This is a genomic window from Phycobacter azelaicus (assembly GCF_014884385.1).
In the GTDB taxonomy this organism is placed as follows: domain Bacteria; phylum Pseudomonadota; class Alphaproteobacteria; order Rhodobacterales; family Rhodobacteraceae; genus Phycobacter; species Phycobacter azelaicus.
Map to the genome: position 1 here is coordinate 2,232,818 of NZ_WKFH01000003.1, position 11,252 is coordinate 2,244,069.

13 protein-coding genes are annotated in these 11,252 nt (G+C 59.9%); 6 read left to right on the forward strand and 7 right to left on the reverse strand.

Annotation, left to right across the window (positions count from 1 at the left end; all coding sequences use genetic code 11):
• Positions 1–46 precede the first annotated feature (46 nt).
• Positions 47–1,237, reverse strand: coding sequence for a DUF2254 domain-containing protein (locus INS80_RS11865; protein WP_192965843.1), 1,191 nt, complete (start codon positions 1,235–1,237; stop codon positions 47–49).
• 195 nt (positions 1,238–1,432) lie between these two features.
• On the opposite strand from INS80_RS11865, the gene INS80_RS11870 reads away from it, so the two are divergent.
• From INS80_RS11870 to INS80_RS11880, 3 genes are read left to right on the forward strand one after another with little or no spacing between them, the layout of a single operon-like run.
• On the forward strand, positions 1,433–2,230 hold the full coding sequence (locus INS80_RS11870) for a UDP-2,3-diacylglucosamine diphosphatase (RefSeq protein ID WP_192965844.1): 798 nt from the start codon (positions 1,433–1,435) through the stop codon (positions 2,228–2,230).
• Between the two features lie 13 nt (positions 2,231–2,243).
• Positions 2,244–3,461, forward strand: a complete 1,218-nt coding sequence (locus INS80_RS11875) for a BtaA family protein (protein WP_192965845.1) — start codon at positions 2,244–2,246, stop codon at positions 3,459–3,461.
• Positions 3,462–3,466: 5 nt separating this feature from the next.
• Positions 3,467–4,114, forward strand: coding sequence for a class I SAM-dependent methyltransferase (locus tag INS80_RS11880; RefSeq protein WP_192965846.1), 648 nt, complete (start codon positions 3,467–3,469; stop codon positions 4,112–4,114).
• A gap of 5 nt (positions 4,115–4,119) precedes the next feature.
• Here INS80_RS11880 and INS80_RS11885 read toward each other — a convergent pair whose 3' ends face one another.
• Positions 4,120–4,692 carry a gamma-glutamylcyclotransferase family protein gene (locus INS80_RS11885; RefSeq protein ID WP_192965847.1) on the reverse strand — a complete coding sequence of 191 codons (573 nt, stop codon included), beginning with the start codon at positions 4,690–4,692 and terminating at the stop codon, positions 4,120–4,122.
• Positions 4,693–4,803: 111 nt separating this feature from the next.
• Here INS80_RS11885 and INS80_RS11890 point away from each other — a divergent pair, with 111 nt between their 5' ends.
• Complete coding sequence (locus INS80_RS11890) at positions 4,804–5,250, forward strand: RrF2 family transcriptional regulator (protein WP_192965848.1); 447 nt, start codon at positions 4,804–4,806, stop codon at positions 5,248–5,250.
• Positions 5,251–5,283: 33 nt separating this feature from the next.
• On the opposite strand, the gene INS80_RS11895 is transcribed toward INS80_RS11890, so the two are convergent.
• Both INS80_RS11895 and INS80_RS11900 read right to left on the reverse strand, forming a co-directional pair.
• Positions 5,284–7,812: an ABC transporter permease gene (locus INS80_RS11895; RefSeq protein ID WP_192965849.1), complete on the reverse strand. Its 2,529-nt coding sequence runs from the start codon at positions 7,810–7,812 to the stop codon at positions 5,284–5,286.
• Positions 7,809–8,516 carry an ABC transporter ATP-binding protein gene (locus tag INS80_RS11900; protein ID WP_192965850.1) on the reverse strand — a complete coding sequence of 236 codons (708 nt, stop codon included), beginning with the start codon at positions 8,514–8,516 and terminating at the stop codon, positions 7,809–7,811. The genes INS80_RS11895 and INS80_RS11900 overlap by 4 nt, the downstream gene beginning before the upstream one ends.
• A 50-nt stretch (positions 8,517–8,566) precedes the next feature.
• Here INS80_RS11900 and INS80_RS11905 point away from each other — a divergent pair, with 50 nt between their 5' ends.
• Positions 8,567–9,223: an arylesterase gene (locus INS80_RS11905; protein WP_192965851.1), complete on the forward strand. Its 657-nt coding sequence runs from the start codon at positions 8,567–8,569 to the stop codon at positions 9,221–9,223.
• 154 nt (positions 9,224–9,377) lie between these two features.
• Here the strand turns inward: INS80_RS11905 and INS80_RS11910 are convergent, their stop codons facing one another.
• The gene (locus INS80_RS11910; protein ID WP_065272777.1) at positions 9,378–9,584 is read right to left on the reverse strand and encodes a cold-shock protein; all 207 of its coding nucleotides are present in this window, start codon (positions 9,582–9,584) and stop codon (positions 9,378–9,380) included.
• Between the two features lie 228 nt (positions 9,585–9,812).
• Positions 9,813–10,364, reverse strand: coding sequence for a L,D-transpeptidase (locus INS80_RS11915; protein WP_192965852.1), 552 nt, complete (start codon positions 10,362–10,364; stop codon positions 9,813–9,815).
• 225 nt (positions 10,365–10,589) lie between these two features.
• Between INS80_RS11915 and trxC the strand changes: the two genes are divergently transcribed.
• Positions 10,590–11,021: a thioredoxin TrxC gene (trxC, locus tag INS80_RS11920; RefSeq protein ID WP_192965853.1), complete on the forward strand. Its 432-nt coding sequence runs from the start codon at positions 10,590–10,592 to the stop codon at positions 11,019–11,021.
• Positions 11,022–11,037: 16 nt separating this feature from the next.
• Here the strand turns inward: trxC and INS80_RS11925 are convergent, their stop codons facing one another.
• Complete coding sequence (locus INS80_RS11925) at positions 11,038–11,241, reverse strand: hypothetical protein (protein ID WP_192965854.1); 204 nt, start codon at positions 11,239–11,241, stop codon at positions 11,038–11,040.
• Positions 11,242–11,252: the final 11 nt, after the last annotated feature.

The window sequence follows — 11,252 nt, forward strand, 5'->3', positions numbered from 1 at the left end:
AGAGAACGGTCCGCCGCCTGCGGGCCGTTTTTTCGGGCCAGGTGGGCTAGCGCTTTGTCGTCTCAGTAAACAACTCCGCGCGCAGCCTTTCGGCGGCATTGGCCAAATCGTCGTTTGGATGTTGCGCCAAGGCGCTCAGCGCCTTGTCCATCCAATCCATCACGAGAGGGTCCTCCGCGCCGCTTTGTGCAATTGGGGCAAAACTATTGTTCAAAAGGCTGTGCGGTTCCACCGGGACGAGGCTGACATTTTCGAACCTGCACTTCTTTTTGTCTGTGGATGTGTCCAGTGTTTCCCATAGCAAACGTTCGAGCCGACCCATCACCTCGATCGCTGTGCCCGGATCATTCACGCCCGGAGAAAGGGCTTTCTGAGCGGTTTCGGCCAAAAGCGTCAGGCCAAAGCGAGGATCCTGATCGAAACTGCGCACATCGCCGATCTCAAAGGCAGATGAAAGGTCCGTACACCCTGCCTCATCCAGTCCTTCCGCCCAAGCAATCGGGCGTCCTCGGAGCACGAAATCACCGGGGCGGCGATGCAGGGTGATATGTGCATCACGACCTTTGGCCAACTCATTCAGTTGCGCCATGTCGATAAATCGGACAAAGCCGCTGCGTCCTGCCGGGATCGGCTTGGCCTCATCGGGGCATGCATCGCTTTCGGCCTGCTGCCCGCCAAGGCAGGGGCGCTTGGCCAGCTGAAGGAGACTGGTACGGGCGCGGGTTTCGATCATGCGGAGCGTATGATCCATACTGCCCAGCCCGGACAAATGGTCGATCCAGCGCAGGATCGCGATCACGATCAAAATCACGACAAAGATGGTGATGCCAAAAACGACAATGGCAGATTCCGCTGCGTAGAAGTTGGCTCGAAACAGGATTATTGCGCTAAGCGAATAGACAAATCCGCCCACGAATGTCGCCAGAACGCTTTGCGTTACTGTGTCCTCCAGTAGCAGACGATAGACGCGGGGTGTCGCCATGGAGGAGGCCGTGCGATAGGCGCTGACCATGACGTTGAGCGAAAAGGTCGTCACCGCCAGCATGCCCGAGGCCAGAATCGTCAGGATGGGCAGCACGGCCTCGCGCCCAAAACGCAGGCTGAGGCTCTCGGGCAGAACCGGGGTCAGCAGCGGAGCCAACACCAGCGCAAGCAATGAGCAGAGTGAAATCAACACCACTCTGATCCAGAGTTGTCGGGTGATCCGTTGGAAATAAAGGAGCGTTTTTGAAATCATACCTCCGGTTCTATCCTCTGCATGGCGATCCTGTCGATGATGGTGTTTTCCTGCACTGGGAAACCGTGCTCGAGGGCTGCCTTCCTGCTCAGGACATCCAAGGTTACGCCAGCTTCAGTCGGCCGAGTAGCGTCATGCTACTGTCAATGAACTGCACTACTGGTGCGGCAGGATGCACTGGCGTGGGCGCGCAGGATGAAATACCGCACCATCTTTCTTTCGGACATTCACCTCGGGACTCCGGGCTGCCAGGCCGAGCTGTTGCTGGACTTCCTACGTCGCAACGACGCGGACAACTATTATCTGGTTGGCGACATCATCGATGCCTGGCGGATCCGCCGCAAGGGGTTCCTGTGGCCGCAGGCTCACAATGACGTGGTGCAGGCGATCCTCGCAAAGGCCCATGACGGGGCGCGGGTCCATCTGATCCCTGGAAATCATGATGAATTCCTGCGTTCTTACCTTGGCACGCATTTCGGCGGGATCGAAGTCGTGAAGACGGCTGATTTCATCGCGGCGGATGGCAAACGGTACTTGGTCACGCACGGCGATCAGTTCGACAGCGTTGTGGTACACGCAAAATGGCTCGCCCATCTGGGCGATCGGACCTATGACTTCATGCTGTGGCTTAACACCCGCATCAACCGTCTGCGGCATCTGTGGGGCGGGCAGTATTGGTCGCTTTCGAAATGGGCCAAGCATCAGGTCAAACAGGCCGTCAACTTTATCAGTGAATATGAGAGTGTCCTTACCGCTGAAGCCCGGCGCGGAGGCTATGACGGTGTGATCTGTGGCCATATCCACAGTGCGGCTATTCGGGACATCGATGAGATTTCCTACGTGAACACGGGCGATTGGGTGGAGAGCTGCACAGCCGTTGTCGAAATGGACGACGGCCGTCTCACCTTGATCGACTGGGCGCGGGCCGAACGCCGCTCTCGCCATCGCTCACGCCGGGCGCGGCGCAAGGAAAAACCGCTTCAGAACGCATGAAAAGGGAAAGCAGATGAGTACCACCGTCCAGGCCCGGCTGAATGACGCCGTGCTGCAAGATAGCGATGCGACCACCGGACGGCTAGAGCGTCTGTTCTCCCGGCTTTTTACGGGGCTGGTTTATCCGCAAATCTGGGAAGACCCGGTTGTGGACATGGAGGCCTTGCAGATCAAACGAGGCGACCACCTTGTCTGCATCGCCTCGGGCAGCTGCAACTTGATGTCCTATCTGACCGCTGGACCAGCCTCGGTTACGGCAGTTGATCTGTCGCCGGCCCATGTCGCGCTGGGACGGCTCAAGCTTGCGGCGGCGCGCGGCCTGCCGGATCATGCGGCCTTCTATCAATTCTTTGCCCGTGCAGACATGGCCAGCAACATGGCGCTCTACCGGCGCTATATTCGCCCCGAACTGGACGCCGAGACTCGCGCATTCTGGGAGGCGCGCCAGCCGTTTCGCCGCCGGATCGCGCTGTTTGAGAGAGGATTCTACCGCCATGGGCTCTTGGGCCGGTTCCTGGGAGCGGTGCATGTGTTGGCGCGGATTGGCGGAGTGGATTTTGCACCGCTCCTGGCGGCCCGCACGCTGGCAGAGCAGCGGGCGTTTTTCGACCAGGAGATCGCGCCCCTGTTTGATATGTGGCTGGTGCGCAAGCTGGCCGGGTTTCGCGCTGCGCTCTTCGGCCTTGGCATACCTCCTGCGCAATATGACAAGCTGGCCGAGGATGGCGGCGGAGATGTCCTTCCCGTCCTGCGCGAGCGCGTGCGCAAGCTGACTTGCGACTTCCCGATCCGCGAGAATTACTTTGCTTGGCAGGCTTTCGCGCGCTGTTATGATCCAGCACCGGATGGCGCCCTGCCGCCCTATCTGCAGGCGGAGAAATTCGAGGCTTTGCGCCAAGCCGCAGTTAGAGGACAGATCGTCAACAGGCCTCTGACCGACTATCTGCAGGGCGTGCGAGCGCGCTCCACGCATGCTTATGTGCTGCTGGATGCGCAGGATTGGATGAACGATGTGCGGCTGAATGCGCTTTGGACGGAGATCACCAGAACCGCCGCGCCGGGCGCGCAGGTGATTTTCCGCACCGGCGGTCGTCATGACATCTTGCCGGGGCGGGTGCGGCCTGAGCTGTTGAACCAGTGGACCTATGATGCCGAAGGGGCGACCCAAGGAACCGCGCAGGATCGTTCGGCCATCTACGGCGCATTCCACATCTACAGGCGAAAGGATTAGTCAGGATGCTGAACGGCAATTCCGAAGCCCACGCCAACTTGATGGATGAAACCTATCGCCACCAGCGGCTGATCTATGATCTCACGCGCAAATACTATTTGTTCGGGCGGGACCGGCTGATTGAGAGGTTGGCGCCAAGGGAGGGGGCGCATGTGCTGGAGGTTGCTTGCGGCACGGGCCGCAACCTGCAGATGGCCGCACGCAAGTATCCCGGATGCACCTTTTATGGTCTTGATATCTCATCCGAGATGCTGCGCACGGCCCGTGTCAAACTGACCAATCACGTGCAGCTTGCCCGGGCTGATGCCTGCGATTTTGATGCGTCAAAGCACTTTCAGAGAGAGGCATTCGATCGGATCTTTATTTCCTATGGGATTTCAATGATGCCCGATTGGGAGCAAGCCTTGCGCACGACCGCCGCGCATCTGGACCGCGGCGGAGAACTGCACGTGGTGGATTTTTCGGATCAGAGCGGTTGGCCGACGTGGTTTGGAGCCGCCCTACAACAGTGGTTGACCAAGTTCCATGTCCACCCGCGACTGTTGCTGCACAGGGCGCTGGACATAATCGCAGCAGAAACAGGCGGCACTGTGCACTACGAGAGCCTGTATCGTGGGTATGCCCAATACGGCGTGCTGCGTCGTCCGCGGTGAGGGCTCTATTGTTGCAAAGGGACCCTGCGGGCGCCGACCTCGTCGATCAATGCGTCAAACAGGGCACGCTCTTTGGTGCTTATGGTCTGGTGACGCGGATAGATTGGGGCTGAGCGATCATCCAAGATTGGCGCTTCCCAGCCGTCTGTTGTCTGCATAAAGGCGACTGCTCCGTTTTCGCCAAAGACGTTCAAATAGCCCTGCAGGACCACATCAAGATAGCTCAGCAGAATGGGATGGCGTTCTGAGCCGGGGCTTTGGCGTGTCTGTGGAACGGCATAAACCGAGATCTCGGGTGCACCGGGCAGATCGTGATCCACGGCTTGGGAGGCAGGCAGACGGTCATAGGCGTATTCCCGTTGATCGAGTGCATCCCAATCTGCGCCGGGCACAGCAGCGATCAACCCTGCGATTGTGTGGCCAGGTGCCGGGGTCGCGGTCAGAAAGGCGACCTCGCGCAGGTCAGTGTGTGCCCAAGTGCGGCGCCATCCCGACAGGCGCGCAGGCCGTGGGTCGTGGTAGTCATGCGTAGCCGTATTCACCAGGCTGCCGTAGCCAAAGAAGTAGGGAGCTTTCATGGGGTCCTCAGAAGGTATCTGAACAACGGATTGGTCTGGCTTGATTCATATCAAACCGCCGTCGAAGGTTTAATATACTGTGATTTGCATGTTTTTGGGGGTGACTTGAACATGCGAATTACCAAGCGGACAAACATCGCCGTCCGATTGCTGATGTACTGCGCGGCAAATGCAGATCGGCTGGTGACAAAAACAGAGACTGCAGAATGCTGCAATATCTCTGAGAACCACTTGGCCCAGGTTATCAACCAGTTGAGCCAGCTTGGTTATCTCAACACACAGCGGGGGCGCAATGGCGGCATGAGCTTGGGGCGCGCTGCTGGAGAGATCCGCATCGGGGATGTTTTTCGCGATCTGGAAGGCAGCTTGCCGATGGTCGAGTGCTTTGCGGACGTGGACAACACCTGCCCTTTGGTGGATGCCTGCCGTCTCAAACAGGCATTGGCTGCTGCAGCGGAAGCCTTTTATGCCTCCCTTGATGATCTGACACTGTCTTCCCTTGTTTGCGACAATGCAGCCCTGCTGCAGATCTTGCAACCGGTGGGTTGTACACGCTGATGATTGAGCTTGCTTTACGCGCGATCTGCCGCCTCAATCCCTTGCCCGCAGGATCCTGGCCGGGCGCGCCGCCAGGGGCCGCAGGGCAAAGGCAAGCCCTGCCAGAAGCGTGGTCAGCACCCCACCACCCACCACTGCCAGCACATTAGGCCAGATAATGGTGTAGCTGGTTTCAAAGACGTAAGAGTTTACCGCCCAGGCGCCCGCAATTCCTGCTAGAAGGGCAACCATCCCTGCACCTGCTCCCAGGATGATAGACCTGAGCGCAAAGCTGCTGAGGATTTGGCTGCGTGGGGCGCCAAGGGTCTTTAGAAGTGCCGCCTCATAACGGCGGGCAGGCTCACCGGCGGCTGCGGTGCCCAGCAGTACCAGAAACCCGGTCAGCAGGGTTGCCGCTGCGCCATAGGAGGTTGCCGCCGCCAGTTGCCGCAGGATGTCAGAGACACGATCGACTGCGTCGCGCACTCGGATGGCTGTGATGTTGGGCATTTCCTGCGCCAGATCCCGCAGGATCTGCGCTTCGGCCTCCGCCTCGGCGTAGACGGTCGCGATATAGCTGTGTGGAGCAGCTGCCAAAGCGTTCTCGTTCATCGCAATGACAAAGCCCATTCCCGCGGTGGAAAAATCTACCGAGCGCAAGCTGGTCACCGTTGCGGTGATGTCGCGGCCCAGCACGTTCACAGTCATTGTGTCGCCAAGGGTGATGCCCAGCTCTCCAGCTTCTTCCTCGGCAAGGCTGATCTGCGGAGGGCCGCTGTAGTCTTCATCCCACCATGTGCCAGCCGTGACTTGGGTATTGTCGGGTTTGGCGCCTGCATAGGTCAGGCCGCGATCCCCGCGCACGACCCAGTGATCCCCGGCGACTTCGCGCGCTGGGCGTCCGTTGATCTGGGTCACCACGCCGCGCAGCATTGGCGCGCTTTCGATGCGGCTGACGGCAGGGTCGTTTTCTACCCGCTCAAGAAAGCTGGGCATCTGGTCTCGCTGGATGTCCACGAAGAAGTAGGAGGGTGCCACGTCGGGCAGGGTGCCGGTGATGGCGCGGCGCATATTGCCGTCGATCTGGCCGATTGCGGCCAGAACCGTCAGGCCCAGACCAAGCGCCAGAACCGCGGGAACGGCGCCGTCGCGGGACGTGCCGATAGCCGCCAGAGCCCATCTCAGCGAAGGGTGGCCTCGCGCGATGCCGGCACCGCGCCGGGCCATTAGGCCAAGCACCAGCGCTGCCAGCATGAGAATAACAAGCGCGCCGCCAAGCCCCGCCGCCGTCCAGAGTGTGAGTTCTACCGAGCCGCTGAACAGGGCTGCAGCGCCAACAAGCAGCGCCAGGGCAATGGCCGTTGCCACAAGGTAGCGCGGGGCGGGCAGCAGGCTGCCCGCCGCGAAGGCGTCGCGGAACAGGGCGGCGGCACGGATCCGCTCGGCTCGCGCCAGCGGCCAGAGTGCAAAGATGAAAGCGGTCAAAATGCCATAGAGTGCAGCCTCGCCCAGGGCGCCGGGATAGACCGAAAAGATCGCCGGAAAGGGCAGTTGCGCTGCAATCAGCGGCCCGACAAGCACGGGGCCAAAACCGCCAATCGCCATGCCGATGGCAATGCCCACAAGGGCCAGAACTCCGATCTGAAGGAAATAGGTCAGGAAGATCACCTGCCGTTCGGCGCCAAGGGTGCGCAGGGTGGCGATGGTCTCGGTCTTGCCTGCCAGAAAGGCGCGCACGGCGGCTGAAACGCCCACACCGCCCACGGCCAGCCCGGACAGGCCCACCAGTACCAGAAAGCCGCCCAGACGCTCCACGAAGGAGGTGATGCCGGGGGCACCGTTGCGGGCATCCTTCCAGCGCATGCCGCTCTCGGCAAACATGGCCTCGGCGGCAGATTGAAGCTGCGTCAGGTTTGTGCCCTCTGGCAGGTCTAAGCGATAGTCAGAAGAATAGAGGGTTCCCGGCTCCAGAAGGCCTGACTCGGTCAGGGCTTGCGTTGCAACAATTGTGCGGGGGCCAAGCGTGAAACCGGCTGCGGCCGCGTCTGGTTCGTTCTCGATCAGTGCCATCAGGCGGAAATCCTGCGTCCCAAGGCGGAAGGTGTCGCCAGGGGACAACCCGAGACGATCCGCCAGAACCCGCTCCATGAGGCCTCCTGGTACCCCTTCCGACCCGGAGAGCGCAGCCGCGAGCGGTATATCAGGCGAAAGGCGCAGTTCCCCGGTCAACGGATAGAGGTCATCAATTGCCTTCACCTGCGTTAGCGCGCGTTCGTCGCCGACTACGGCCATGGAGCGGAAATCAACCACCTCTGAGACGCGATCAGAAACCCCTTCCATCCAGGCGCGTTCCTCCTCATTGGCAAAGCGGTAGGTGAAGGACATCTCCGCATCGCCGCCCAGCATCGTGGCCCCCTCGCGGGAGAGGCCGGCCTCGATCGAAGCCCGGATCGACCCGATTGCAGCAATCACCCCGACACCCAAAGCGAGGCAGGCAATGAAGATACGAAAGCCCTTGAGGCCGCTGCGCAGCTCCCGGAGGGCAAAACGCCATGCCAGTGACAAATCGTTCGCAAGGCTCATTCGGCAGCCTCTTGTGCGGCGCTGTTTTCCATCAGGCGGCCATCGCGCAGGCGCACAACCCGGTCACAGCGCGCAGCCAGTTCCGGCGCGTGGGTGACCATCACCAGCGTTGCGCCATAGCGGTCGCGCAGGCCAAACAGCAGGTCCATAACCGCTGCGCCGTTGGCCTCGTCCAGATTGCCGGTCGGCTCATCGGCTAGCAGGATTTCGGGGCGGGGGGCAAGGGCGCGGGCAAGAGCGACGCGCTGCTGCTCACCGCCCGAGAGCTGCGCGGGATAGTGACCCGAGCGGTGCCCAAGCCCAACCGCATCAAGCTCTGCCTGCGCGCGATCAAAGGCATCGCTCTCGCCGGACAGTTCAAGCGGGGTTGCCACGTTTTCGAGGGCGGTCATGGCCGGGATCAGGTGAAAGTTCTGGAACACCACCCCCATATGGGCGCGGCGGAAACGGGCGAGCGCGTCCTCATTCATCGCGGTGAGATCCTGACCGAGGGCGCGGATGGTGCCGCCCGTGGCTTGCTCCAAACCGCCCATGAGCATCAACAGCGACGACTTGCCGGACCCAGACGCCCCGATCATTCCAAGAGTCTCACCTTTTTGCACATCCAGTGATATGCCCTGAAGGATACGGACCGGGCCGGTATTGCCATTCAGGGTCAAAGACGCATCTGATAGGTGGAGAACGGGGCGGGTGTGATCTGTCATGAAGCCGTGCCTGTTGAAAGCGTTACTTGGGATATGGAGCGATTGCAGCGATGCGCAAGGTATGGGCGGGAATTGGAGTTTCGATCAGCGTGACTTTGGCTGCGGTTTCGCCAGCCTGGTCAGATCCTGTGCGGATTACGGCACTGGGCGATAGCCTGGTGCAGGGGTATGGTTTGCATCAGGAAGATGGTTTTGTGCCACAGCTTGAGGCCTGGCTGCAGGAAAATGGCGCTGAAGTGGAGATCGCCAATGCCGGCGTTTCGGGGGACACAAGCGCAGGGGGCGCAGCGCGAATTGACTGGACACTGGCCGATGACCCGGACGGGTTGATCGTGCTTCTGGGTGGGAACGACCTGCTGCGTGGCCTTTCGGCGTCAGAGATGAAATCGAACCTGTCCAAGATTCTTGACGCGGCGCAGGAAAACGGCGTTGAGGTGCTGCTGATCGGTATGAAGGCACCCAACAACTACGGGCCCGATTATCGGGCGGCCTTTGATGCGGTCTATCCCGCTTTGGCCAAAGAATACGGAGCGCTCTTGCACCCCGATGCCTTTGCCGGGATTTCAAAGGAGGTCGGTGGTGATCCGGCTGAGGCGCAGCAGTTCATGCAGGATGATGACATCCACCCCAATCCTGAAGGCGTAAGGCTGAACGTCGCCGCCCTTGGTCCGCTTGCTCTGGAGTTGGTAGAGCGCGCAAAAGACTGATGCCGTCTGGGGCGCGGATCTGACAAGGCGACGCAGAGACTGCACGTCTGTCTTCAATGCCATCGTGGTGCGACCCATCTCGCCACGACAAAGACAGCCCCAAGATGCAGTCGGGGGGCTGTCAGACGCCCGTCAGTCTAATGGGAGAATGTCGTCAGAGCAGTTGCAGGTCTACTGCCGACTCGCGGCCATCGCGGCCCGGTTGCAGTTCGTAGGACACTTTTTGGTTGTCGGCGAGGCCGGTCAGGCCGGACCGCTCAACTGCGGAAATGTGAACAAATACGTCTTTCCCGCCCGCATCGGGGGCAATAAAGCCATAGCCTTTGGTTGTGTTGAACCATTTGACGGTGCCTGTGGCCATCGTCTGTACTCCTAAAGTCTAGTCTCAGTCTAACCGCTCGCGCGGTCAGGCGGCCGCATCTGCAGATGGTCACGACCGTGCCTTTAGGGGAACAGTAATGTCATTCGCGTAACGTCGCTATGACAGCATCGGACATGCTGCCCCTTTGACGCAAGGAAAACGCGTCCCTGTTTTCCGAAGCGCGCAGTCTTGTGTGGCGAAAATACGCCTCTCGTGGCTTTGTCGGGCCTAAAGAACCGTCACGACCGTGCCCAAGGGCACTCGGTCGTAGAGATCTTCCACATGTTCGTTTCGCAGTCGAATGCAGCCGTTTGACACTGAATGTCCGATGGTATCGGGCTGGTTGGTGCCATGGATGCGGTAGTAGGTGTCTACTCCGTTTTGGAACAGATAAAGCGCCCGCGCGCCCAGGGGGTTGTCCGGCCCGCCTGGCTGGATGTACTTGTTCCCGGCAAAACGAGCATAGGTGCGCGGGCTGCGCTCGATCATCTCTTGCGTCGGGCGCCAAGTGGGCCATTCCTTCTTGGCTCCGATCACGGCTTGCCCGGTGAACTCAAGCCCCGCTCGCCCGACACCCACGCCATAGCGCATCGCCTTGCGCGGCTCGGTGACGTAGTAAAGATAATAAGAGCGCGGCAGGACAAGGATCTGCCCCGGCTCGAATTCCTTGCGGATCCGAACCATTTGCGGGGTCGGGTCGAAGTCTGCCTTGGCAGCGCCAACACCGGGAAGAGCGGCTGCTGCAGCGGATGTCGCCAAAAACAGGCGGCGTGAAATCATATTGGCCTCATTCACAAGGAGTTTCTTTCAATGTCAGTGTGATAGGGCAGGAAAGGTGCGTCAATGGGGCATGGGGGGTAAGTGTTTAGTGGGTGATCACAATGACATGATCTGCAAAGTGTGGACTGGTCTTTGTAGGGCTTGCGGCATTTTCTGTAGCACCTATATGGAATTCGGAATGTGTCTTGGGTGCGGATGGCTGCGCCCAATTAGGAGGAGCACGCCATGGGCGCGAAAAAACTGACTTGCCTGTCCTGCGGCCAACTGAACCGGGTGCCGGATGAAAAGCTAACAGCAGGCGCCAAATGCGGAACCTGTGGTGAGGGGCTGCTACCCAAGGCGCCAAGAGACATTGACCCTGCCATCCTCCAGAAGGCGGCAAAGAACGATGATCTTCCATTGATTGTCGATTTTTGGGCGCCGTGGTGCGGCCCCTGCCGGATGATGGCGCCCGAATTCTCAAAGGCCTCTGGGAAACTGCAAGGTCAGGCGCGTCTGGTGAAACTCAACACACAAGATCACCAGTCAACTGGCGCGCGCTACCAGATTCGCGGAATCCCGACCATAGTCGCCTTCGAACGCGGACAAGAAACAAGGCGCCAGTCGGGTGCCTTGCGGGAAAATCAGATCGTGGGATGGGTAAAAAGCTCTGCCTGACGCGTCAAGCAGGCGATCACGCTTTGACTGAGGTGTCTTCGTGGTCCGCCTGAGCTTCGTCATGGGAGCGAATGAGCATCGCAGCTATGACGAGAATTGCCGTTGCGACGCCTACGCCTGAATAGATCAGCAGGCTCATCAACACGGAAAGGTCGAGTATCACAAGGCTGTATATTGCCGAGAAGAACCCAGTCACCGTTCCCAGCAAAACTCCAGCCATGTTGTCTCCTC

What these genes read in the sequence shown, in the direction of transcription:
- INS80_RS11865 (WP_192965843.1), bottom strand. Translation starts at nt 1,237, where the DNA reads ATGATTTCAAAAACGCTCCTTTATTTCCAACGGATCACCCGACAACTC.
- INS80_RS11870 (WP_192965844.1), top strand. Translation starts at nt 1,433, where the DNA reads ATGAAATACCGCACCATCTTTCTTTCGGACATTCACCTCGGGACTCCG.
- INS80_RS11875 (WP_192965845.1), top strand. Translation starts at nt 2,244, where the DNA reads ATGAGTACCACCGTCCAGGCCCGGCTGAATGACGCCGTGCTGCAAGAT.
- INS80_RS11880 (WP_192965846.1), top strand. Translation starts at nt 3,467, where the DNA reads ATGCTGAACGGCAATTCCGAAGCCCACGCCAACTTGATGGATGAAACC.
- INS80_RS11885 (WP_192965847.1), bottom strand. Translation starts at nt 4,692, where the DNA reads ATGAAAGCTCCCTACTTCTTTGGCTACGGCAGCCTGGTGAATACGGCT.
- INS80_RS11890 (WP_192965848.1), top strand. Translation starts at nt 4,804, where the DNA reads ATGCGAATTACCAAGCGGACAAACATCGCCGTCCGATTGCTGATGTAC.
- INS80_RS11895 (WP_192965849.1), bottom strand. Translation starts at nt 7,812, where the DNA reads ATGAGCCTTGCGAACGATTTGTCACTGGCATGGCGTTTTGCCCTCCGG.
- INS80_RS11900 (WP_192965850.1), bottom strand. Translation starts at nt 8,516, where the DNA reads ATGACAGATCACACCCGCCCCGTTCTCCACCTATCAGATGCGTCTTTG.
- INS80_RS11905 (WP_192965851.1), top strand. Translation starts at nt 8,567, where the DNA reads ATGCGCAAGGTATGGGCGGGAATTGGAGTTTCGATCAGCGTGACTTTG.
- INS80_RS11910 (WP_065272777.1), bottom strand. Translation starts at nt 9,584, where the DNA reads ATGGCCACAGGCACCGTCAAATGGTTCAACACAACCAAAGGCTATGGC.
- INS80_RS11915 (WP_192965852.1), bottom strand. Translation starts at nt 10,364, where the DNA reads ATGATTTCACGCCGCCTGTTTTTGGCGACATCCGCTGCAGCAGCCGCT.
- trxC (WP_192965853.1), top strand. Translation starts at nt 10,590, where the DNA reads ATGGGCGCGAAAAAACTGACTTGCCTGTCCTGCGGCCAACTGAACCGG.
- INS80_RS11925 (WP_192965854.1), bottom strand. Translation starts at nt 11,241, where the DNA reads ATGGCTGGAGTTTTGCTGGGAACGGTGACTGGGTTCTTCTCGGCAATA.